This window comes from Sphingomonas sp. Leaf230, from assembly GCF_001421745.1.
Lineage (GTDB): Bacteria > Pseudomonadota > Alphaproteobacteria > Sphingomonadales > Sphingomonadaceae > Sphingomonas.
Genome location: NZ_LMKW01000011.1, coordinates 175,821 through 198,405, shown reverse-complemented (window position 1 = coordinate 198,405; position 22,585 = coordinate 175,821). Strand labels below are relative to the sequence as shown.

Genomic DNA, 22,585 nt, shown 5'->3' with positions numbered 1-22,585 from the left:
GCCCAATTGGGAAGGTCGCGGTAACTGAGCGCCGCCCGCGTTTAGCAACGTCGCGCAACTGGGCCGCGGCCTCCGCCGGGGTGGGGCACATGGAGGGGGTGGCACCCTTCCTTGTTCTCCCGCGAAGGCGGGAGCCCAGACTGGTCCCCGCCTTCGCGGGGAAACAAGCTTGCGGCTGGCAACTGGCTATCGAATGGCGGAAGCTACAGCGAGCAACGAAAAGGCCGCTTCCCGTGTGAGGAAGCGGCCCTTTCTATATCAGCTAGCCATGGGCAAAGCCCATGTCGTCGGCCGCGGCTAGCCGCGCCGGCCGGGCTTGGGCGAGTCCTGCACCAGCTTGGTGCAGGCCGCCCTTCGCCGCGCCTCAGAACCTAAACGCCACCGTGCCGCGCAGGCTGTGCCAGCGGAAGTTGTCATCCGAGCGCTTGAACGCCGTCCCGGCCGTGTTCGGCGCGAGCACGAACGGGTTGTTCGCAGGCTGCGTGCCGCGGGTCACGAGAACGCGGGCATCGTCGTCCTGATACTGGTGGAACATATATTCCATGCCGACCGAGATGTTCTTGCCGAGCTTCTGCTCGATGCCACCGCCGCCGGTGATGCCGAACTGGTTCTTCTTGCCGCTCTGCGCATAGGCGTTGGCGGTGTTGCTCGAATAGAAATCGCGGTTGATGCGCGCATAGCCCGCACCGAACGTGCCGTAGAACAGCGTCGTGTTGACCGCATAGCCGGCGCGGCCGCGGATCGAGGCTTCCCAGTCGAGGTCGCGCGTCATCGTGTAGAAGGCGGGCGTGGTCGAGAACGCGGTGACGCTGTCGCGGATGTTCGACTTGCCGAACTCGCCGACGACGCCGACGACGATGTTCCCGCGCTGCTGGTCGATGCCGACGCGGGCGTAAAAGGCGGTGTTGTCCTTGTCGTTGCGGCAGCCACGGCCACCGACGGCAGGAGCAGTGCTGCTCCGCGCTGCGCCGTTGCAGAAGCCAGGCGAGAAGGCGTTGGCACCGGCAGCGGTCGTGACGGCGTCGCCGAACCGGCCATCGAGGTTGCGATCGAACAGGATCGACGAACCTTCGTCGTTCGGCTGTACGTCATAGCCGCCCGCTGCACCGAAATAGATGCCGCTGAACGGTGCGTCTTCGGTCATCTCCTGTGCGGCGGCAGGCATTGCGGCAAACCCCAGTGTAGCGGCGCCAGCAAGCGCCACCATCATCGTCTTAGTCATATTCACTCCCGGAAACTTCATGACAGGTTTTTCATAAACGGCCGGTTCCGCGAAAGTTATCCCCCCAAAGCAACAATCTATATCAATGTGACTTTTCGATCACAGGGAGAACAAACGGAGCCTGTGGCTTTGTCCGACGCCTGCGGCTACGTTCCCGCCATGGCTGAAGATCTGTTCGCGTCCCCCTCGACGCCCGGCGCCGGCAAAACCGCCGCCAACACCTATGACGCGTCCTCGATCGAGGTGCTCGAAGGCCTCGAACCCGTGCGTCGCCGCCCCGGCATGTACGTCGGCGGCACCGACGAGCGCGCGCTGCATCACCTCGCCGCCGAAGTGCTCGACAACGCGATGGACGAGGCGGTCGCCGGTCACGCGACGCGCATCGAAGTCACGCTCGAAGCGAACAACCGCCTGACGATCGTCGACAACGGCCGCGGCATCCCCGTCGATCCGCATCCGAAATTCCCCGACAAATCCGCGCTGGAAGTCATCCTCTCGACGCTCCACTCGGGCGGCAAGTTCGCGGGCAAGGCCTATGCGACGTCGGGCGGCCTGCACGGCGTCGGCATCAGCGTGGTCAACGCGCTCTCGTCCGACACCGTCGTCGAAGTCGCGCGCGACCGGCAATTGTACCGTCAGCGCTTCGCCAAGGGGCTGACGCTCGGGCCGATCGAGCATCTCGGCCCCACGCCCAATCGTCGCGGCACCAGCGTCGCCTTCACGCCCGACACCGAGATCTTCGGCACCGAACTGAACTTCAAGCCGCAGCGCCTCTACAAGCTCGTCCGCTCCAAGGCGTATCTGTTCGCGGGCGTCGAGATCCGCTGGCACTGCGCCCCCGACCTGATCGGTGACGACACCCCCGCACAGGCCGTGTTCCAGTTCCCCGGCGGCCTGGCCGACCACCTCCGCGACCAGATCGCCGGCCGCGAGTGCGCGACCTCCGACTTCTTCTCCGGCTCGCAGGACTTCCCGAGCGCGAACGGCGAAACCCAGGGCCGCGTCGAATGGGCGGTCGCATGGCCGCTGTGGAGCGACGGCTCGTATAGCTGGTATTGCAACACCATCCCGACCCCCGACGGCGGCACGCATGAGCAAGGCCTGCGCCAGGCACTGGTCCGCGGCCTGCGCGCGTTCGGCGATCTCGTCGGCAACAAGAAGACCAAGGATATCAGCGCGGACGACGTTATGGTCGGCAGCGAACTGATGCTGTCGGTCTTCATCCGCGAGCCGCAATTCCAGAGCCAGACCAAGGATCGCCTGACCAGCCCCGAAGCCGCCGGCCTCGTCGAGAAGGCCATTCGCGATCATTTCGACCATTTCCTCAGCCACAACATGGATCGCGGCAAGGCGCTGCTGAACTATGTGCTGGAGCGGATGGACGAACGCCTGCGCCGCAAGCAGGAGCGCGACGTCAAGCGCAAGACGGCGACCTCCGCGCGGAAGCTCCGCCTGCCGGGCAAGCTGACCGACTGCTCGGCGAACTCACCCGAAGGCACCGAACTGTTCATCGTCGAGGGTGATTCGGCAGGTGGCTCGGCAAAACAGGCGCGTGACCGGAAAACGCAGGCGATCCTCCCGATCCGCGGCAAGATTCTCAACGTCGCGTCGGCGACCAGCGCGAAGATCTTCGCCAACCAGGAAATCGCCGACCTCACCCTCGCTCTCGGCTGCGGTACGCGAAAAGACTGCACGCCGGACACGCTACGCTACGAACGCATCGTCATCATGACCGACGCCGACGTCGACGGCGCGCACATTGCCACGCTGCTGATGACGTTCTTCTTTCAGGAGATGCCCGAACTCGTCCGCCGCGGGCATCTCTACCTCGCGCAGCCCCCGCTTTATCGCCTGACCGTCGGCACCAAGAGCGTCTATGCAAGAGACGACGCGCACCGCGCCGAACTCGAACGCACAGTGTTCAAGGGCAAGAAGGTCGACGTCGGCCGCTTCAAGGGCCTCGGCGAAATGAACCCGAGCCAGCTCCGCGAAACCACGATGGACCCGGCGACGCGCGGCATGCTCCGCATCACGCTCCCGCAGGAATACGAGGAGCGCGCGCAGGTGAAGGACTTGGTCGACCGCCTGATGGGCAACAACCCCGCGCACAGGTTCGCGTTCATCCAGGAGAATGCGGGGCGCATGGACGAGGAAGCGATCGACGCGTGACGTAACGGTACAGCGTGTCGAGAACGGGTGGCGATGTCGCGCCAGTCCGAAAACGCCACGGAGGCGGCCCGAGTTCGCCAAGCTTGCCACCACCACTGTGTTCACCCGCGAAGGCGGGTGCCCAGCCTTGGCTCCCGCCTTCGCGAGAGTGCAATCTAGCTGGGCACCGACGTCGCTTTCAGACGATCAGCTACTGCTTGTATGCGACCAACGTCGACGTCCGGCCGTATTTGATGTCGTTGACGTCCATCGTCATCTTCTTCCCATCGGGGGAGACCGTCATGACGTATTTGCCGATCACCTTGCCGTCGAGATAATCGGTTTCGTGCAACGTATTGAGGTTGGGCTGACTGAGCGACACCGTCGTCCAGCCGGGATCTCCGGCGACGGCGACCGTCGGGCCACCCGTCGTCGCGACGTAGGATGTGCCGGTCGGCGTCGAATACGTCACGACCTTGCCGGCCTTGGCGAAGGTGAACACGAGGCCGCTGTCGGAAACCTGGGTCTGGTTCGTCTGGCGCCACGATCCTGACGTTGCATGAGACCCCGCCGGGCCTGCCGTGACACGCTCGCTGACCGTCATGCCAGTGACGGCAATACCGTTGGGGGCGCTGGTATCGTTGAACACGGTGGTCATCGAACTATTGTCGGCGGACAGCGTCGCGGTGGCGTCGCTCATCGGCTTGCCGCCCTTGCTCGTCGTATATTTGACGGTGGCCGGATCGACGACGGTCACCGACATCGCGTCGTAATAGGCGTGGCCGGCGACGGGATGCGGCGCACCGTCGGCGGCGATCTTGACCACGGGGATGCAGCTCGAGCAGGTATAGACCCCCTGGTCGATCAGTGCAGCCGAAGGTTTGGTCGAGAGCGCGCTTTCCTTGATGTCGCCCTTCCAAGTTCCGGTGAAGGCGTCTTTGGCGTAGGCGGGCGACGTCGTGGCGAGCAGAAGTGCGATACACTGTAATGTTCTAGACATGGTGATCTCCCCTATAGTGCGGCGGGGTGATCCGAATCGAATCAAAGCGCACAGGATCCTGGCACCACGTCCTGATGATCATGCGCCTCTTCTGCCAAGTGCGGCAAGAGCTATGGTGAAATCACAAGCATCCGGCCGGTCGGCGTTTGCCGCGCAATGCCACGCGGTTGTTGCTCCCAGCCTCATGCGCTCGTATCAGGCGGTTCGGGCGGCCGATAAGGGTCGCCCTTGCTGTTTGAAGGAGCTTGCCGTCGTGACCATCACCCCGCTCATGCCCGTCTACCCGCGGTGTGGCGTGCGTCCGGTCCGAGGCGAGGGCGCGTACCTCTTCGGCGAGGACGGCCAGCAGTATCTCGATTTCGCCAGCGGCATCGCTGTCAACGCGCTCGGCCACGCGCATCCGCATCTGACAAAGGCGATCGCCGAGCAGGCCGCGACGCTGATGCACGTGTCCAACCTGTACGGGTCGCCGCAGGGCGAGCACCTCGCGCAGCGCCTCGTAGACAACACATTCGCGGACACCGTGTTCTTCACCAATTCTGGTGCGGAAGCGGTCGAGTGCGCGATCAAGACCGCGCGCCGCTATCACTTCGCCAACGGCAATCCGCAGCGGCACACGCTGATCACGTTCGACACCGCGTTCCACGGGCGCACGCTCGGCGCGATCTCGGCGACCAACCAGGCGAAGATGCGCGACGGGTTCGAGCCGCTGCTGCCGGGATTCGCCTATGCGAAGTTCAACGATCTCGAAGGCGCACTCGCGCTGATCGACGACAACACCGCGGGTTTCCTGGTCGAGCCGATCCAGGGCGAGGGCGGTATCCGCCAGGCGAGCCACGAGTTCCTCACCGGTCTGCGCAAGGCATGCGACGAGCACGGCCTGTTGCTGGTGCTCGACGAGGTCCAGTGCGGCTACGGCCGGACCGGCAAGTTCTTCGCGCATGAGCTGTACGGCATCACGCCGGACATCATGGCGGTCGCCAAGGGTATCGGCGGCGGCTTTCCGCTCGGCGCGTGCCTCGCGACCGAGGAAGCGGCCAAGGGCATGGTCGCTGGCACGCACGGCTCGACCTATGGCGGCAACCCGCTGGCGATGGCGGCGGGCGAGGCGATCCTCGACGTGATGCTGGAGGACGGCTTCCTCGACAACGTCACGGCGATGGGCGACCGGTTGCGGCAGGGGCTCGAGCAGATGATCCCCAACCACGATCATTTGTTCGACAGCGTCCGTGGCACCGGACTGATGCTTGGGCTGAAGCTGAAGAGCGACAGCCGGGCGTTCGTCGCGTTCGCGCGCGACAACCATAATCTGCTGCTGGTGTCGGCGGGCGAGAACGTCGTCCGCATCCTGCCGCCGCTGGTGATCGACGAGAGCCATATCGCCGAATGCATCGACAAGCTGTCGACTGCCGCGCGTGTCTACGTGCCCGCTGCCGACGATTGAAACTGATCCTCCCCGGTACGGGGAGGGGGACCATGCGAAGCATGGTGGAGGGGGCTTTCCCCGCAGCGTAGCGCCCGTGGAGGTCCCCCTCCACCCCGCTCTGCGAGCGCGGTCCCCCTCCCCGTGCCGGGGAGGATATTATGACCCGCCATTTCCTGAATCTCACCGACGCCGGAGCCGACGGCATCGCCGCGATGCTGTCCGATGCACTCGACCGCAAGGCGGCGCGCGCGGGCTTCCCCAAGGGCCGCGCGGACGCCGATGCGCCGCTCGCGGGCCACACGCTCGCGATGGTCTTCGAGAAGAGCTCCACCCGCACGCGTTTCTCGTTCGACATGGCGATCCGCCAGCTCGGGGGCAGCTCGATCGTGTCCGACGGAGGCTCGATGCAACTCGGCCGCGGCGAGTCGATCGCCGACACCGCGCGTATCCTGTCGGGCTATGTCGACGCGATCATGATCCGCACCGACGATCATGCCAAGATCGAGGAGATGGCGCATTACGCCAGCGTGCCCGTCATCAATGGCCTGACGGACGCGTCGCATCCGTGCCAGATCATGGCCGACCTGCTGACGATCATCGAGAGCGGCAAGGTGCTGCCCGGCCTCAAGGTCGCGTGGCTCGGCGATGGCAACAACGTGCTCGCCTCGATCGTCGAGGCCGCCGGGCTGATGCAGTTCGACGTCGTCGCCGCCTGTCCGCAGGGGTTCCAACCGGAGGAAGAGGCGATCGTCCGCGCATCGGGCCGCGCCCGCGTCGTGGCCGACCCGCGCGAGGCGGTCGAAGGCGCGGACATCGTCGTCACCGACACCTGGATTTCGATGGGCCAGGCGCATGCCGAGGCCAAGCTGAAGGCGCTCACCCCGTACCAGGTCGACGCCGCGCTGATGGCGATGGCCAAGCCCGACGCGAAGTTCCTTCACTGCCTGCCGGCCCACCGCGGCGAGGAGGTTACGCCCGAGGTGATCGACGGCCCACAGTCGCTGATCTGGCAGGAAGCGGAGAATCGCCTCCACGCGCAGAAGTCGGTGCTGCGCTGGTGCTTCGGGCAGATCGGTTGACCTGAACGGGCAGGGTCACCATCTGGCGGACGATGAACGATACGCCAAAATTCGATCCCAACGTGACCGATCTCGACCGCGCGCTGGCTTTCGCGATCCCCACGCGGAGTGCCCGCGGCCGGATCGTGCGGCTCGGCACCGCGCTCGACGAAGTGCTTGCCGCGCACGCCTATCCGCCCGCAATCGAGAAGCTGCTCGCCGAAGCGCTGACGCTCGCCGCGCTGATCGGCTCGACGCTCAAGGATTCGAGCGGCCAGCTGACGATGCAGACGCGCACCGACAATGGCGTCGTCCAGCTGCTCGTCTGCGACTATCGCGGCGGCGAAGTGCGCGGCTACATCGAATACGACGCCGGCAAGCTCGCCGAGGCCCCCGCCGAGCCCTCGTTGTTCGCACTGTTCGGCGCCGGCTATCTCGCGATCACGTTCGACATGGCGACCAGCAATGAGCGCTATCAGGGCATCGTTCCCCTCGATGGCGATACGCTGTCGCAGGCCGCACAGAGCTATTTCACGCAGTCCGAGCAGATTCCGACGATGATCCGCACCGGCATGGCGAAGGGCCCCGACGGTCGCTGTATTTCCGGCGGGCTGTTCCTCCAGCATCTCCCCGAGGGCGAGGACGGGCGCGAACGCCTGCATACCAAGCTCGATCATCCAGAATGGGAGCATGTCGCCACGCTCGGCAATACGATGGGCGTCGATGAACTCACCGACGCGACGTTGCCACTGGAAACGCTGGTGTGGCGCCTGTTCAACGAAGAGGAGGACGTCCGCATCCTCGCCGATATCCCGATCATGCGCGGTTGCCGCTGCGATCCCGAGTATATCCGAGGCGTGATCTCGAAATTTCCGTTGGAGGAACGCCAGTCGATGGCGGACGAGTCTGGCTTCATCATCGTGGATTGTGCATTCTGCGCGAAGAAATTCCCGGTGCCGGTGGAGGGGTAGAACCCTCTCCCTGCAGGGGAGAGGGAGGGGCCCGCGACGCAGTCGTGGGAGGGTGAGGGCACGGTCGCGTCCATCACGTGCCCTCACCCTCCCGCAGCCAAGGGGCTGCTCCTTCCCTCTCCCCCAAGCGGAGAGGGCAAACAGGCGTTAACCGCAATTTTACCCCTCACCCTTACCACTGGTCACGTGCTCTTATTCAGCACGTTTCTCCCTTGTGGCGCGCGTCCGCGCCAAACTCGGGGCCGCTCCGCCGGGCGGCCCCTTTCTTTTTTGCGCTCGCCGGCCTAGCGAACACGCATCATGACATCCCCTGCTCCCTTTGCGGTCGCCCTCGTCTCGGGCGGGCTCGACTCGATGGTATCCGCCGCGCTCGCGCGCGAAGCCGGCCAGCGCGTGCTCGCGCTGTCGTTCGATTATAACCAGCGCCACCGGATCGAACTCGACGCCGCGCGCCGCGTCGCCAGCGCACTCGGTGCCGAGCGCCACATCGTCCTGCCGATGGACCTCTCCGCGTTCGGCGGCTCCGCGCTGACCGCCGATATCGACGTGCCGAAGGACGGCGCGGGTACCGAAGACGGCGGCGGCATTCCCGTCACTTACGTCCCCGCGCGCAACACGATCTTCCTCAGCCTCGCACTCGGCTGGGCCGAAGCGGCTGGCGCGCGCGACATCTATATCGGCGTCAACGCGCTCGATTATTCCGGCTATCCCGATTGCCGCCCCGAGTTCATCGCCGCGTTCGAAGGTCTCGCCGAACTCGCCACCAAGGCCGGCGTCGAGGGCGAACCGTTCCGCATCCAGGCGCCGCTCCAGATGATGACCAAGGCGGATATCGTCCGCGAAGGCACGCGTCTCGGGCTCGATCTAGGCCTGAGTTGGTCGTGCTACGATCCAACGCTTGCCGGTGAGCATTGCGGCGAGTGCGACAGCTGCCGCCTGCGTTCGCGCGGCTTCGACGAAGCCGGGATCGCCGACCCGACGCGCTACGCCGTCAAGCCGGCCTGACATGAGCTACGCCGTCAAGGAAATGTTCCTCACGTTGCAGGGGGAGGGCGTCAACGCCGGTCGCCGCGCAGTGTTCGTCCGGTTCGCTGGCTGCAACCTGTGGTCGGGCCGCGAACAGGATCGCGCGACCGCGGTCTGCAAGTTCTGCGATACCGAATTCGTCGGCACCGACGGGCTTGGCGGCGGCAAGTTCGCCGATGCGCAAGCCTTGGCGTCAGCGGTAGCGGGCTTCTGGGGTGAGGGCGAGCGCGACCGCTTCGTCGTCCTGACCGGTGGCGAGCCGATGCTCCAGATCGACGACGCGATCGTCGATGCGCTGCATGCGTACGGCTTCCGCATCGCGATGGAGAGCAACGGCACGATCCCGGCGCATCCCGGTATCGACTGGATCTGCATCAGCCCCAAGGCCGGCAGCATCGTCGTCCAGCGTGCCGGGCACGAGTTGAAGCTCGTCTGGCCGCAACCGGGTAGCGACATCGACGAAGTCGAGACCTGGGATTTCGCGAACTTCCTGCTCCAGCCGCTCGACGACCCACGTGCCGATGCGAACCGCGAGGCGTGCGTGGATTTGGTGATGGAACGCCCGCAATGGCGACTGTCGCTCCAGACGCACAAGCTGCTCGGTCTGCGCTAACCCTAGCCTCACGCACCACTCCAGCTCGGCTGGGTATTGCGTAACGCTAGGTGATCAGGATGTTGAACAAAGGGAAGGCCCGGCGGCCGGTTGCCAGGTGCGAAGGGTGAGGACTGGGAGGTACTTTTCCAGATCACTCAGCCCTCGGCCAGCCCTCTCAGCGAGTCGCCATACCCAAACCGACCGGCGGCCAGTTCTGCGCGCCGCACTTCTTCACGACCCATTCGCCCTTCTTGTTCCAGCAGATCGGATCGAGGCGGATCATCATCGGTGCCCCCCGCTCGCGACCGATGTACCGGGGAAAGCGCTGCTCGCCCCACGGGATCAGGCTGTTGCGCAACTCGCGCGAGCGGGCGAGTGCGACCTCGAAGAAATGCCCGCGCGGTGCGAACACCGCATCGCGCCCGATCGACCCTGCGGTCTGGCAAAAACCGTACTGCGCCGCCACGGTGGCAAAGCTCGAATAGGTCCGCGTCCCGAACTGGTCGAGCGCGCTCTGACCCGCCCTAGGCCCCGCCGCCTTGTTCACGCGCAGGAAGTATTTGGTGAGCGTGTCGAACGCCCCCTTCAACTCGTCGCCGTGATCGGCCAGGATCGAATTATAGTTCGGCACGGTCAACAGCGTCGGTTCGAACTGGCACTGCAATGCCGCGACGTTGAGCGCCGCACGCATGTGCCACACCAGCGCCGCCCGCATCTCCGCCGACGTCGCGCCGGGCAGGGCTTGGCCAAGATCGGATTCCTCACCGGTGACGGCTGCGCCCGAGAAATCGCGCGACTGTAAAAAGAACTGCGCCGACGCCGACTGCGCCACAGCGAGCCCGCTCGACGCCACGCAAAGCGCGAGCGCGGTACGCAACACCTTCATTCCAACCTCCCCAGGGCGTTCCAAGTGATCGAATCTAAAGCGTTTCCGTGAAACTCCCAAGCGATTTTAACCTTTTCGACCCGTCGTCCGACGCCGTTGCCGGGTGGGAACGTCAGAAATTCGTCGGCGCCGAAACGATCGCTCGACGACGGAGCTGTGGGGGTGCCCCTGCACGCGCTGCGATCGCCGAAACCACCGCACTTCGCCGATAACGAAAAGGGCCGCCCGGTTGCCCGGGCGGCCCTACACAACGTCGTAGTTTCCTTGCGGAAATTACATTGCGTTGGTGGTCATCGCGTTGTTCGTCATCATGGTGTCGTTCGACATCATCGTGTCGTTCGCCATCATGGTGTCGTTGGCCATCATGCCACCGTTCGACGCGCCGTCGACTGCGGTCATGTTGTCGGACATCGTGTCCATGCCCTCAGTGGCGTTCATGTCGGTGACCATCGTGTTGTCGGTCGTGGTCTCGGTCTTGGGACCGCAAGCCGAAACAGCGAGTGCTGCGCTGGCGATCAGCGAACCGGTCAGAACCTTGGAAATGAGTGCACGCATGTGGAAGCTCCCTAGATAGAGGATTTGGCTGGCTGCTCGCCCTTAATACCCAAATCGTAGTGGACATTAATCCGATAACGCTTTGCCCTCAAGCCTCGTTTTCTCAAGGACAAGAAACTGTTTCAAGGAAAGCATCGGCCGTCAACGCCAGGGCCGCGTCGAAAGTTGCAAGGTCGGCCGGAATGCCGAGCGATTGCAGGCTGGTAACGCCGTATTCCGGCAGGCCGCAGGGCACGATACCACCAAAGTGCGACAGGTCCGGGTCGACGTTGACCGAGAAGCCGTGGAGCGTCACCCAGCGCTTCACCCGCACGCCGATCGCCCCGATCTTGGCCTCGCGACCCCGATCGAGCGTCCAGATGCCGACCCGGCCATCGACTGCGAACGCTTCGACGCCGAGTTCGCCCAAGGCTGCGATTACCCAGGATTCGAGCGCATGGACGTAACACCGCACGTCACGCCCGCGCTTGGTCAGGTCGAGCACGACATAGCCGATCCGCTGCCCCGGCCCATGATAGGTGTATTTCCCGCCTCGCCCGGTCGAGATCACCGGAAAGCGTGCGTCAATCAGGTCGCCCGGCTCGGCGCTGGTGCCCGCGGTGTAGACCGGCGGATGTTCGAGCATCCACAGCAGTTCGCGCGCGTCACCGGTGCCGACTGCGACCGCGCGCGCCTCCATCTCGGCCAGCGCATCCGCATAGGGGGTAAGGCCGGCGTTGGTCCGCCATTCGATATCGGAGAGGGGAGGGGTGGTCACCGGACCCAATTGCGCACCCGTGCCGCAAGTTGCAACCGCGACGCGCGTTTCAACCATGTGGTCAAGCGCGGGACCTTGGGCTAGTCCGCGCAGGAACGGGAATGGCGGGAGCAAAGGCATGGCGACGACAGGCGCGACGACGGGCATAGTCAACGCACGCGTGAAAATGGGAACGGTCTGGGATCGCACGATCGAGGTGCTCAACGGGCGCACCGGCATGATCGCGCGGATCGCGGTGCTCGGCATGTTGCTGCCGACGGTCGTGCGGGACGGATTCGTCGCGTTCACTTCGCGCGCAAATCCGGTTTCGATGCTGGTCGGCGCAGTCCTGACGATCGGCGCGCTTGTCGCGATGATCTGGGCGCAACTCTCGATCGTCGCGATCGCGACCGATCCGGCGGTCGATGCCGCGTCTGCGCGTCGTCAAGGGAGCGCGCGCGTCTTGCCGGCGCTTGGCATCACCGTCCTGTTGACGATCGTCGCGTTCCTGCTCGCGGTGCCGCCGATCGTCGTTCTGGTGCAGTCCGGTTTCGACTTCGCCGCTGCCGCCAATGGCTCCAGCGCACAGATGACGCCGCCCAGCGTCGGTGCCGCCAGCTTCACTGCGCTCTACGGTCTCGCCTATCTCCTCGTACTACTATGGATCGGCGCGCGATTGGTGCTGCTTAATCCGGTCATTCTCAACGAACGCCTCGGTGTCGGGGCGATCCGTCGGTCGATCCAGCTGACCAAGGGGATGACGTGGCGGATCATCGGCGTCCTGGTGCTGTTCTGCATCGTGCTGCTGGTCGCGACCGGCGCCGCGCAGTCCGTCACGGGTATCGTCTTCCGACTCGTGCTAGGCGCGGATTCCGTCGCAACGGCGGCCTTCCTTGCCGGGGTTGCGGGCTCGATCGTCACCACCGCCTTCACCGCGCTCGCCGCCGTCTTCACTGCGCAGCTCTATGTCGCGACCAGAGAGAAACACGCCGTCCCATGAAGCTCGATTTCGCGACCGTCCTCACCGACGCCTGGACGCTGTTCAAGCGCGACCGCGACCTGTTGCTGCGGATCGCCGCACCGTTCCTGTTCCTGCCCGCATTCGCACTCGCGCTGGTCGTTCCCGACCCGCCGATGCCGGACGCGGCGGCGGGTAATAACGAAGCGCAGGCGATGGTCTGGGCCGATGCGGTGCAGACGTGGGCGGCGGCGCATGGCGGCTGGTATCTGCTCGCCTATGTGATGAGCTTCTTTGGCACGTCGCTGTTCTACGCGCTGTATCTCGATCGCGATCAGCTGGACCTGCGTGGCAGCCTGACGCGCTGCCTGCGAATCTTCCCGCGGTTCCTGCTGGCGATGGTGATCGTGTCGCTGCCGGCGGGGGCGGGGCTGTTGCTGTACGCGATCCCCGGTCTCTACATTCTCGGTCGGACGATGCTGACCGGCCCGGCGCTGTTCGCCGAAGCCCCGCTCGGCGCGCTGGCCGCGATCCGCCGCAGTCTCGTACTCAGCCGTGGGTCGGGGTTGCCGCTGATGGGGCTGGCCGCGTTCAGCTACATCAGCGGCTGGCTCGTCGGCGCGCCGTTCATGATGGCCGACCGAGCCCTCCGCGAAGGCGGACAGGCCAACCCGGTAGCACTCGCGATCGTCGATGCCGGCGCCGCGGTGGCGGCCATGGCGGCGGGTATAGCGATGGCCCTGATCGCGATCTCCGCCTACCGCCGCTTGGCGCGGTAAGGAGGCGGCCCGTCTAATAGAACAGCACCTCCCCGGCGAAGGCCGGGGCCCAGTTGGAGAGGTCGCAGTAACGACGCGGCACCTTCGTTAGCAACGTCCCCCAACTGGACCCCGGCCTCCGCCGGGGAGGTAGAGATGGGCTAACGGATTGGCGACGAACTGTTCGACGAGACCGAGTGCATTAGCCCTCAGGCTTCTTATCCAGATACGGAATCTGCGGCGCCGTCTCCGGCGGCAGTAACCCGGACGCGCGCGGGTCTGGAAACGTCTCGATCGTCCGCTTCACCGCCACAAATCCCTGCGCCCGATAAAACCCCAACGCGCTCGGATGATCGAGTGTGCAGGTATGCAGCCAGACCCGCTCCACCCCCTTCGCCCAGGCCCGCGCGCAAGCTTCGGCCATCAACCACCGCCCATGACCTTGCCCCGCCAGCTCCGGGATCAACCCGAAATACGAAATCTCGCACGCACCCGCCCCGCGAAAGTCGAGTTCGAGCATCCCGACCTCGATCCCCGCCGGATCGAGCACCGCATACACCGCGATCCCCGGATCGTGCACGATCGCCGCCAGCGCATCGTCCGCCATCACCAGCCGCGAGAACCACAGCCACGGGCTCCCCACCCGCCGGAACAGCGCGCGGTATTTCTCCAGCGTCGGCCGCTCCCACTTCACCAGCCGCAACCGCGATCCCGGGCTCGGCCGCAGCGGCGGTCGCTTGCGCATTTCCAATGTCGTGACGATCGTCGCGAGGACGTCGTCGGCAACCGGGATCAGCGCCACTGGATCACGACCACGTAGCGCGCGGCGGCAGGCTCATCAGGATCGCGTCGATGTTGCCGCCCGTCTTGAGCCCGAACAAAGTCCCCCGGTCATAGACGAGATTGAACTCGGCATAGCGCCCGCGCCATTCGAGCATCTGCGCCTCTTGGGCCGCATCGAAGGGCGTATCCATCCGCCGCCGCACGATCCGCGGATAGGCATCTAGGAACGCCTCGCCGACATCGCGCGTGAACGCGAAGTCGGTCTCGAAATCGCCGTCGAGATGATCGAAGAAAATCCCGCCGACGCCGCGGCTCACCTTCCGATGCGGGATGTAGAAATAGGTCTCCGCCCACTCCCTGAACTGCTCGTAATGCGCCGGGTCATGCGCGTCGCACGCCGCCTTCATCGTCGCGTGAAAGTCGGCCGTATCCTCCTCGATCGGCAAGGGCGGGTTGAGATCGCCGCCGCCGCCGAACCAGCGCTTGGTGGTGTTGAGGAAGCGGCAGTTCATGTGCACCGCGGGCACGTGCGGGTTGGTCATGTGCGCGACCAGGCTGATCCCGGTCGCAAAAAACCGGGGGTCTTCGCCGGCCCCGTGGATCGACTTGGCGAAATCGCCCTCGAACGTCCCGCCGACGGTCGAGACGTTGACGCCGACCTTCTCGAACACCTTGCCCTTCATGACGCCGCGAACACCGCCGCCGCCCGGCTCGCCCGACGGATCGATCCGGTCCCACGGCGTGTACTCGAACGACGCGTCGGAACCCGCCTCCCGCTCGATCGCCTCGAACTCCGCGCAAATGCGATCGCGCAGGGATTCGAACCAGGTTCGGGCGGCGGCTTGCTGGGGGTCGAGATCGGTCATGCGCGGGTCTCTACCAAATCCTCCCCGGAACGGGGAGGGGGACCGTTCGGCTACTTGGCCGAAGGGTGGAGGGGGATTTCCGCGAGCGTTACGGTTGTGATGGCGAAGCGGGACGTTCGCGGTGAACCCCCTCCACCATGCTTCGCACGGTCCCCCTCCCCGCGTGCGGGGAGGATCAGCTCGGCCAGCCGCCCGTCTGCCGCAACGCCTCCGCCGCGACGATCCCCGTCGCCACGGAAATGTTCATCGACCGCAACCCAGGCCGCATCGGGATCAGCACCCGCACGTCGGCGCGCGCATGCACCTCCTCAGGCACCCCGGTCCCCTCGCTCCCCATCAACAACACGTCGTCGCTACGAAACTCGGCAACATCCAGCCGCACCGCGCCCTTCGTCGTCAGCAACACGATCCGCCCGCGCACCTGCGCCAGAAACGCGTCCCAATCGACATGCCGCACCACGTCGACCGCCCCGACATAATCCATCCCCGAGCGCGCCACGGCCTTCTCACTCCAGGTGAATCCCATCGGTTCGATCAGGTCGACGCCGATCCCCATGCACGCGGCGGTCCGCAGGATCGCGCCGACATTTCCGGCGATATCGGGCTGATAGAGGGCAATTCTCATGCCCGATCCCTTAGCGCGAAGAGGGCCGGACGGTAACCCAAAGCAAAATGCAGTTGGCAAACCCGCACCCCGCCGTCTATCAAAGGCCAGCCTCCGTGGGGACGGTCGGGCAGGGTGGGCAACGGTTCGTCGAAACCGGAAGCCCCGCCAGGCCACGAAAAAAATAACGTGCAAGGGCGAGATGAATGGCGACAGTCGACGACATGGTTCCCCCCGGCGAATCGCCAGAGCCGTTTCACGAAGAGGCCCATGATTCTCGCCGCCGTGATTTCATCAATATTGCAGCCGTCTCGTTCGCCGGCGTCGGTGCGGTCGCGATCGTCCTGCCGCTGATCAACCAGATGAACCCCTCGGCCGACGTGCTCGCACAGTCGACCACCGAGATCGACTTGTCGAAGATCCTCCCCGGCCAGGCGATCAAGACCTCGTTCCGCAAGCAGCCTCTGTTCGTGCGCAACCTGACGCCGAAGGAAATCTCGGAAGCCGACGCGGTCGACATCTCGACGTTGCGCGATCCGCAGACGCTCGAACAGCGCACCAAGGCCGGCAAGAAGAACTGGCTGATCACGCTGGGCGTCTGCACGCATCTCGGCTGCGTCCCGCTCGGCGCCGGTGAGGGCGAGAACAAGGGTCCGTTCGGCGGCTATTTCTGCCCGTGCCACGGCTCGGCCTACGACACCGCCGCACGCATCCGCAAAGGCCCCGCTCCGTCGAACCTCCACGTTCCGGACTATGCCTTCAACTCCGACACCGTCGTCACGGTAGGCTGAGGAAAACGACATGAGCTTTCCCTGGGCCAAGCAATACGAACCGAAGCTGCCGCTAACGCGGTGGCTGGATGAGCGGCTTCCCGTTCCCCGGCTCGTCTATAATTCACTCGGCGGTGGCTATCCCGTCCCGCGCAACCTCAACTATTTCTGGAACTTCGGCGTGCTCGCCGGCGCCGCGCTGGCGATCCAGATCGTCACCGGCATCGTCCTGGCGATGCATTACGCCGCCAACGGCGCGGTCGCGTTCGACTCGGTCGAGAGCATCATGCGCGACGTCAACGCGGGCTGGTTCCTGCGCTACGCCCATGCGAACGGCGCCTCGATGTTCTTCATCGTCGTCTACACGCACATCTTCCGCGGGCTCTATTACGGCTCGTACAAGGCGCCACGCGAGATGGTGTGGCTGCTCGGCGTGGTCATCTTCCTGCTGATGATGGCGACCGCGTTCATGGGCTACGTCCTTCCATGGGGCCAGATGAGCTTCTGGGGCGCACAGGTCATCACCGGTTTCTTCTCGGCGATTCCATTAGTCGGCGACACCATCCGCATCTGGCTGCTCGGCGGATTCGCGCCGGACAACGCCGCGCTCAACCGCTTCTTCTCGCTGCATTACCTGCTGCCGTTCGTGATCGCGGGCGTCATCATCCTGCACATCTGGGCGCTGCACATCCCCGGCTCGAACAACCCGACCGGCGTCGACGTGAAGGGCGAGCAGGACACCGTCCCGTTCCACCCCTATTACACGGCCAAGGACGGCTTCGGGCTCGGCATCTTCATGCTGATCTTCGCCGGCCTGCTGTTCTTCTTCCCGAACTATCTCGGCCACCCGGACAATTATATCCCGGCGAACCCGCTCTCGACGCCCGCGCACATCGTCCCCGAATGGTATTTCTGGCCGTTTTACGCGATCCTGCGCGCCTTCACCGCGGACTTCATCCTGCCGGCCAAGTTGTGGGGCGTGCTGGCGATGTTCGGCTCGATCCTGCTGCTGTTCTTCCTGCCCTGGCTGGACAGCTCGCCGGTTCGCTCGATGAACTATCGTCCCAAGGCGCGGATCGCGTTCTGGGTGCTGGTCGCGGACATCTTCGTGCTCGGCTATTGCGGTGGCGCACCGGCCAACGCGTTCTACGTGATCCTCAGCCAGATCTGCGCGGCCTATTACTTCGCGCATTTCCTGATCATCCTGCCGCTCATCTCGCGCTCTGAGCGTCCGCGGCCGCTGCCCAACTCGATCACCGAGGCCGTGCTGAACAAGCATGGCGGCACCAGCCCGGCCCACACCGCGCTGTCGACGGCGCCCACGTCGCATGGTGCGCCCTCCGCGCCGCACGCCGCGCACTGATACGAACTCGAGGACACACACATGGTTCGTCTCATCGCATCCATCGTCGGCGCGGCCTTCGTGCTGGTGCTCGGCATCGCGCTCTTCGGCAGCGTGGCGGGGGTCATCACCGATCCCGTCGCGCCGACCGCGGAAAGCGTCGCGCACAAGCACCCCAAGGAACTCGAGCTCGCCTCCAACGGCGTGTTCGGCAAGTTCGACCGTCGCCAGCTCCAGCGCGGGTTCCAGGTCTACAAGGAGGTCTGCTCGGCCTGCCACTCGCTGCGGCTGGTGTCGTTTCGCGACCTGACCAAGATCGGCTATACCGACCCCGAGGTTAAGGCGATCGCCAACCAGTGGGTGATCGAGCAGCCCTCGATCAACCCGGAAACCGGTGAGCCCGCGACGCGCAAGAATATCCCGTCGGATCACTTCCCGTCGCCGTTCGCCAACGAGATCGCCGCCCGCGCCGCGAACAACAACGCGTTGCCGCCCGATCTCTCGCTGATCACCAAGGCACGCGAGGACGGCACCGCCTATGTCCATTCGCTGCTGACCGGCTACACGACGCAGCCCGCCGCGCTGCTGAAGGAGTTCCCGGACATCAAGACGCCGACCGGGCTTCACTACAATCCGTATTTCGCGAACCTCAACATCGCGATGCCGCCGCCGCTGACGTCGGATGGCCAGGTCGCCTATGCGGACGGGACCAAGGCAACGAAGGAGCAGATGTCGACCGATGTGTCCGCGTTCCTGACCTGGACCGCCGAGCCTAACCTCGAGGCGCGCCATGCCGCCGGGTTCGCGTCGATCATCTTCATCCTGATCTTCTGCGGCCTGGCCTGGGGCGCCTACCAGAACGTCTGGCGCGACGTTAAGCATTGATGACGGCCCGGCTCCCGCGGTAAGGGCGCACGGATAGAGGGAGCGGCGGACGGGCGACAAGCCTGATCCGCCGCTTTTGTTTTGGCCGTCGCGCAACACAGCGTGTCGGCACGTCCGCCGCCCCCGCGCGGAAAGAAGGAACGCCCATGTCCGATACCGACGCGCGCAACGCCGATCTGAAGGCCCTGATCCGCACCATCCCGGACTTCCCCAAGCCCGGCATCCAGTTCCGCGACATCACGACTTTACTGCTCGACCCGCAAGGTTGGGCGACCGCGATCGAGCGGATGGTCGCGGCAGTCTCCGGCCCGGTCGATCTGGTCGCTGGCATCGAAGCCCGCGGCTTCCTGTTCGCCGCCGCGCTCGCTGCGCCACTCAAGGCCGGCGTCCTGCTGATCCGCAAGGACGGCAAGCTCCCCGGCGCCACCATCGCCGAGGACTATGCGCTCGAATACGGCACCGACCGCATCGCGATCCATGCCGACGCCTTCGCCCCCGGCGCGCGCGTCCTGCTGGTCGACGACCTGATCGCCACCGGCGGCACCGCCCGCGCCGCCGTCCGCCTCCTCCACAAAGCCGGCGCGGTGGTCACGCAGGCGCAGTTCCTCGTCGACCTCCCCGACCTGGGCGGCGCGGAAGCACTGCGCACAGACGGCATCGAAGCAACCGCCCTGATCCACTTCCCCGGCCACTGACCGCCCGGAGGACATGACCCCCATAGCCGTTCCCCCGCGGACGCGGGGGCCCAGCTAAATACCGTAGCGCACCGCTACCCTGGACCCCCGCGTACGCGAGGGAACAGTAAGGAGAGAGCGCCCCCGTGCGCACAGGCGCTGCGCCAGCCCCCAAACCCGTCAGACCCCATTCATGGAACTTGCGACATAACGACTCCGTTGTGCGATGAATGGCGGCGCGTTGTGTCCGCTCTCCACGTACGGGAGAACCTCCATGTTTATGAAGCGCTTCGGCATTATCGGCCTAGCCCTGGGTCTCGGACTAGGCGTCGCAGGCTGCACCGACGGTTACGGCTATGGCGGCGTAGGCGTCGGTTATGCCAGCGACCCCTATTACGGCGGTGGCTACGGCGATGGCTATTATGGCGCAGGCTACGGCGGCGGCTATGATGGCTTCGCTGGTTACGGCGGCCTGAACTCCTATTACGGCTGGAGCGGCGATTATTATTATCCCGGTTCGGGCGTGTACGTTTACGACCGCTACCGCCGCCCACACCGCTGGAACGGCAACCAGCAGCGCTACTGGCAGGGCCGCCAGCAATATCGCGGCAACCGCAACGACGGTGGCCGTGGCAATTGGGGCGGCTTTGGCAACCGAGGCAATGGCGGCCGGGACGGCGGCTGGCGCGGCAACCGTCCGGGCTATCAGAATAATCCCGGCACGCCCGGTCAGGGTCAATTCGGCAACGGCCGTCCCGGCCGCGGCGACGATCGCGGCCGTGGTCCCGGTCGCGACCAATTCGGTCAACCCGGCCAGCCTCCGCAGCCGGGTCAGGTAGCCAACCCACAACAGCCACAAGCGCAAGGCGGTTTCCGCGGCAATCGCGGCGACGGCGCATTCCGAGGCAATCGCGGCGGCGGTGGCCAGCGTTTCGGCGGCGGACAGCGCTTTGGTGGCAGACGTCAGGGCGGTGGCAACCGAGGCGGCGGTCGTCCGGCGCAGTAACTAGAGCAGATTTGGTTCACGCGAAGGCGCGAACAGAAGGTTTGTTCGCGCAGAGGTGCAGAGGCGCAGAGAGTAATTTAGTACGAGTGGGCGAGCCTTCGCGGTGGCAGCGAAGCTTACCCAACGCTCTGCCATCTAATATCTCTCTGCGCCTCCGCGCCTCTGCGCGAACAAACACTATCTTCGCGCTCGTTCGGCGAAGCTCAGGACGGCTTAGCGCTTTCGCGTAAATAATTACTGCATCGTCAATTCCGTCAGCCGCCCATCCGGGCAACAGCTCGGTAATCAGCCGTCGTTGGCATCCGACGGGCGCGTCGCAACTAGCCCATTAGACACGAACGTCATCACCATCACGTCGTCCTGATTGAACACCCGCATCCGGCTCTTGAAGATCCCCATTTCCGGCCGACTCGCCGATACGCGTTTCTCCAGGATCTCGGTCTCGCAGCGCAGGGTGTCCCCCGGATACACCGGCTTCACCCACTTCAACTCGTCGATCCCAGGCGACCCGAGCCCAGCCTGCTGGTTCTCCTTCAGGTTCGCGACCACCATAGACATCACCATCGCGCACGTATGCCAGCCGCTCGCCGACAACCGCCCGAAATGCGTCTGCGCGGCCGCCTCGTCGGACAGATGAAACGGCTGCGGATCGTATTTCGCGGCGAAGTCCATCACCTCCTCGCGCGTGACCGCGTAGGAACCGAACGACGCGGTCCGACCGACCTCGATATCCTCGAAATACTGCATAGCCTCTCCTCTTATCGTTGCAGCACCTTCTGGAAGGGTGCGTCGGTGCCGTCCAGCCCCGCTTCGGCCGGCAACCCGATCAGATCGCGCAGCAAAGGTTCGATCGCGACGTTGTCGAAGCTCGCAATCGTCTTGCCGCGCGCAAACGCCGGCCCGTTGGCGATGAACAGCGCGCGCATCTCCGGCGCCATATTGTCATAGCCGTGCATCCCGCCGACCGAGGCCTTGGTCGGCGCGCTCGGATCGACCCGCCAGCCGACATCGGCGAGGCACAGATAGCTCGGCACACGCGGGTTGCGTCCATAATGGAACCGCGCCGGGATCTCCCCCTTCCGCCAGCATTGCAGATGATCGTGGCGGGTCAGCAACCGTGCCTCCAGCGCAGCCTCATGCCCCGGCACCGCGAACAGGGTCGCGTACGGCCCCGTCTCGACGGTGCGATAATCCGCCTTGTCCGCGATCGCATCCAGCGCCACGACCCGCGTGCTGCTAGTCGCCGCCATGCCGTGATCCGCGACGATCACCAGGTTCGCCCGCTGCCCCAGCGCGGCAAGCCCGTCGACCAGCGCGCCGATGCTCGCATCGACATCCGCCACCGCCTGCGTCACCCCAGCACTGTCCGGCCCACCCGCATGACCCGCGCTGTCGACCGTATCAAAATACAACGTCACCAGTTTAGGCCGGATCGCGGCCGGCCGCCGCATCCAGTCGAGCACCGCGTTGACGCGCTGCGTCCCCGACACCTGCTGGTTGAACTGCTGCCAATCCTCCGGCCGCGTACCGCCGTCGATCGCGCCATGGCTGTCGGGCTTCACCTTGCCGCCGACGGCAACGTTCGCGCCCGGCCAGAACATCGTCGCGGTCCGGATCCCGGCCTTCTCCGCATCGACCCAGATCGGTGAACTCTCGCTCCACCAGAACGGATCGTCCGTCGCCATGGTGAACGTCTCCCCCGGCCGCGCCGGGTCCTCCATCCTGTTTCCAACGATCCCGCTGCGATCGGGCCGCAGACCGGTCACCAGCGTCCAGTGATTGGGAAAGGTAATGCTAGGAAACGACGGCCGCATGCTCGCGAACACCCCGCCGGCGCGCAGCCGGTTGAGATTGGGCGTCACCCCCCGGTCGAGATAATCCGGCCGAAATCCGTCGATCGACACGAGAATCGTGACCGGCGCCCGAGTCTCGCCCGGCATCGCAGCCGCCGCCATCGTGGTCGGAGCAGGTGCAGTAATCGGCGCAAGGGCAGGGGGCGTATACGGATAGGCACACCCAGCGAGCGTCAGCCCGAGTGCAGAACCGAGGAGAGCCAGCGCGTTCTTCATCATAACCGTTCGTCCCGACCAAGTGGCGAATTCGCGCGATCCCTACTCGGCACGAACGACGAGAGAAAGCGACCGTTTGCGCGGGGGTACCGGTCGCCCAACGGGCAGCACCACCCCGGCGAAGGCCGGGGCCCAGTTGGGGAACGTAGCTGAGAGGCGTTGCGCGCCGTTACTCCCACCTACCCAACTGGACCCCGGCCTCCGTCGGGGGGTAAAGGAGGTGCCGAGACGTACAGGTGAGGTGGCC

23 protein-coding genes are annotated in these 22,585 nt (G+C 65.2%); 13 read left to right on the top strand and 10 right to left on the bottom strand.

Features of this window, described 5'->3' with window-relative positions; all coding sequences use genetic code 11:
* Positions 1–364: 364 nt before the first annotated feature.
* On the bottom strand, positions 365–1,222 hold the full coding sequence (locus ASE82_RS15115; RefSeq protein ID WP_082441546.1) for an outer membrane protein: 858 nt from the start codon (positions 1,220–1,222) through the stop codon (positions 365–367).
* A gap of 159 nt (positions 1,223–1,381) precedes the next feature.
* On the opposite strand from ASE82_RS15115, the gene parE reads away from it, so the two are divergent.
* Positions 1,382–3,391 carry a DNA topoisomerase IV subunit B gene (parE, locus tag ASE82_RS15110; protein ID WP_056065081.1) on the top strand — a complete coding sequence of 670 codons (2,010 nt, stop codon included), beginning with the start codon at positions 1,382–1,384 and terminating at the stop codon, positions 3,389–3,391.
* A 190-nt stretch (positions 3,392–3,581) separates the two neighbouring features.
* On the opposite strand, the gene ASE82_RS15105 is transcribed toward parE, so the two are convergent.
* The gene (locus ASE82_RS15105; RefSeq protein WP_056065080.1) at positions 3,582–4,370 is read right to left on the bottom strand and encodes a hypothetical protein; all 789 of its coding nucleotides are present in this window, start codon (positions 4,368–4,370) and stop codon (positions 3,582–3,584) included.
* Between the two features lie 253 nt (positions 4,371–4,623).
* On the opposite strand from ASE82_RS15105, the gene ASE82_RS15100 reads away from it, so the two are divergent.
* From ASE82_RS15100 to queE, 5 genes are all read left to right on the top strand, one after another.
* Positions 4,624–5,814 (top strand): aspartate aminotransferase family protein, encoded by a 1,191-nt coding sequence (locus ASE82_RS15100; RefSeq protein ID WP_056065471.1) that lies wholly within the window; start codon positions 4,624–4,626, stop codon positions 5,812–5,814.
* A 140-nt stretch (positions 5,815–5,954) separates the two neighbouring features.
* Positions 5,955–6,875, top strand: a complete 921-nt coding sequence (argF, locus tag ASE82_RS15095) for an ornithine carbamoyltransferase (RefSeq protein WP_056065078.1) — start codon at positions 5,955–5,957, stop codon at positions 6,873–6,875.
* A 32-nt stretch (positions 6,876–6,907) separates the two neighbouring features.
* A complete protein-coding gene (gene hslO / locus ASE82_RS15090) occupies positions 6,908–7,825 on the top strand; it encodes an Hsp33 family molecular chaperone HslO (protein ID WP_056065077.1) in 918 nt (305 codons plus the stop codon).
* Positions 7,826–8,125: 300 nt separating this feature from the next.
* Positions 8,126–8,830 (top strand): 7-cyano-7-deazaguanine synthase QueC, encoded by a 705-nt coding sequence (queC, locus tag ASE82_RS15085; protein WP_056065075.1) that lies wholly within the window; start codon positions 8,126–8,128, stop codon positions 8,828–8,830.
* A 1-nt stretch (position 8,831) separates the two neighbouring features.
* Complete coding sequence (gene queE / locus ASE82_RS15080; protein WP_056065073.1) at positions 8,832–9,464, top strand: 7-carboxy-7-deazaguanine synthase; 633 nt, start codon at positions 8,832–8,834, stop codon at positions 9,462–9,464.
* A 157-nt stretch (positions 9,465–9,621) separates the two neighbouring features.
* Here the strand turns inward: queE and ASE82_RS15075 are convergent, their stop codons facing one another.
* The 3 genes from ASE82_RS15075 to lipB all read right to left on the bottom strand — a co-directional run bounded on the left by ASE82_RS15075 (position 9,622) and on the right by lipB (position 11,644).
* On the bottom strand, positions 9,622–10,332 hold the full coding sequence (locus ASE82_RS15075; protein ID WP_056065070.1) for a hypothetical protein: 711 nt from the start codon (positions 10,330–10,332) through the stop codon (positions 9,622–9,624).
* Between the two features lie 273 nt (positions 10,333–10,605).
* Positions 10,606–10,887, bottom strand: coding sequence for a hypothetical protein (locus ASE82_RS15070; protein WP_056065069.1), 282 nt, complete (start codon positions 10,885–10,887; stop codon positions 10,606–10,608).
* A gap of 103 nt (positions 10,888–10,990) precedes the next feature.
* Complete coding sequence (lipB, locus tag ASE82_RS15065) at positions 10,991–11,644, bottom strand: lipoyl(octanoyl) transferase LipB (protein ID WP_056065467.1); 654 nt, start codon at positions 11,642–11,644, stop codon at positions 10,991–10,993.
* 118 nt (positions 11,645–11,762) lie between these two features.
* Here lipB and ASE82_RS15060 point away from each other — a divergent pair, with 118 nt between their 5' ends.
* Together ASE82_RS15060 and ASE82_RS15055 are read left to right on the top strand one after the other, a co-directional pair.
* Positions 11,763–12,623 carry a hypothetical protein gene (locus ASE82_RS15060; protein ID WP_056065067.1) on the top strand — a complete coding sequence of 287 codons (861 nt, stop codon included), beginning with the start codon at positions 11,763–11,765 and terminating at the stop codon, positions 12,621–12,623.
* Entirely contained in the window at positions 12,620–13,360 is a 741-nt protein-coding gene (locus ASE82_RS15055) for a hypothetical protein (RefSeq protein WP_056065065.1), read from the top strand. The genes ASE82_RS15060 and ASE82_RS15055 overlap by 4 nt, the downstream gene beginning before the upstream one ends.
* 181 nt (positions 13,361–13,541) lie before the next feature.
* On the opposite strand, the gene ASE82_RS15050 is transcribed toward ASE82_RS15055, so the two are convergent.
* From ASE82_RS15050 to ASE82_RS15040, 3 genes are all read right to left on the bottom strand, one after another.
* Complete coding sequence (locus ASE82_RS15050) at positions 13,542–14,141, bottom strand: GNAT family N-acetyltransferase (protein WP_056065063.1); 600 nt, start codon at positions 14,139–14,141, stop codon at positions 13,542–13,544.
* A 4-nt stretch (positions 14,142–14,145) separates the two neighbouring features.
* Positions 14,146–14,988 carry an oxygen-dependent coproporphyrinogen oxidase gene (hemF, locus tag ASE82_RS15045; protein ID WP_056065061.1) on the bottom strand — a complete coding sequence of 281 codons (843 nt, stop codon included), beginning with the start codon at positions 14,986–14,988 and terminating at the stop codon, positions 14,146–14,148.
* A 175-nt stretch (positions 14,989–15,163) separates the two neighbouring features.
* The gene (locus ASE82_RS15040; protein ID WP_056065058.1) at positions 15,164–15,613 is read right to left on the bottom strand and encodes a tRNA (cytidine(34)-2'-O)-methyltransferase; all 450 of its coding nucleotides are present in this window, start codon (positions 15,611–15,613) and stop codon (positions 15,164–15,166) included.
* A gap of 203 nt (positions 15,614–15,816) precedes the next feature.
* Here ASE82_RS15040 and petA point away from each other — a divergent pair, with 203 nt between their 5' ends.
* From petA to ASE82_RS15015, 5 genes are all read left to right on the top strand, one after another.
* Entirely contained in the window at positions 15,817–16,383 is a 567-nt protein-coding gene (gene petA, locus ASE82_RS15035; RefSeq protein WP_056065465.1) for a ubiquinol-cytochrome c reductase iron-sulfur subunit, read from the top strand.
* Between the two features lie 10 nt (positions 16,384–16,393).
* Positions 16,394–17,725, top strand: a complete 1,332-nt coding sequence (locus ASE82_RS15030) for a cytochrome b (protein WP_056065057.1) — start codon at positions 16,394–16,396, stop codon at positions 17,723–17,725.
* Between the two features lie 21 nt (positions 17,726–17,746).
* Positions 17,747–18,589: a cytochrome c1 gene (locus ASE82_RS15025; protein ID WP_056065055.1), complete on the top strand. Its 843-nt coding sequence runs from the start codon at positions 17,747–17,749 to the stop codon at positions 18,587–18,589.
* A 146-nt stretch (positions 18,590–18,735) separates the two neighbouring features.
* Complete coding sequence (locus ASE82_RS15020) at positions 18,736–19,284, top strand: adenine phosphoribosyltransferase (protein WP_056065053.1); 549 nt, start codon at positions 18,736–18,738, stop codon at positions 19,282–19,284.
* A gap of 253 nt (positions 19,285–19,537) precedes the next feature.
* Positions 19,538–20,269 carry a hypothetical protein gene (locus ASE82_RS15015; protein ID WP_056065050.1) on the top strand — a complete coding sequence of 244 codons (732 nt, stop codon included), beginning with the start codon at positions 19,538–19,540 and terminating at the stop codon, positions 20,267–20,269.
* Positions 20,270–20,554: 285 nt separating this feature from the next.
* Here the strand turns inward: ASE82_RS15015 and ASE82_RS15010 are convergent, their stop codons facing one another.
* Positions 20,555–21,016, bottom strand: a complete 462-nt coding sequence (locus ASE82_RS15010) for a MaoC family dehydratase (protein WP_056065048.1) — start codon at positions 21,014–21,016, stop codon at positions 20,555–20,557.
* 11 nt (positions 21,017–21,027) lie between these two features.
* Positions 21,028–22,338 carry an alkaline phosphatase family protein gene (locus ASE82_RS15005; RefSeq protein WP_443025114.1) on the bottom strand — a complete coding sequence of 437 codons (1,311 nt, stop codon included), beginning with the start codon at positions 22,336–22,338 and terminating at the stop codon, positions 21,028–21,030.
* Positions 22,339–22,585 lie beyond the last annotated feature (247 nt).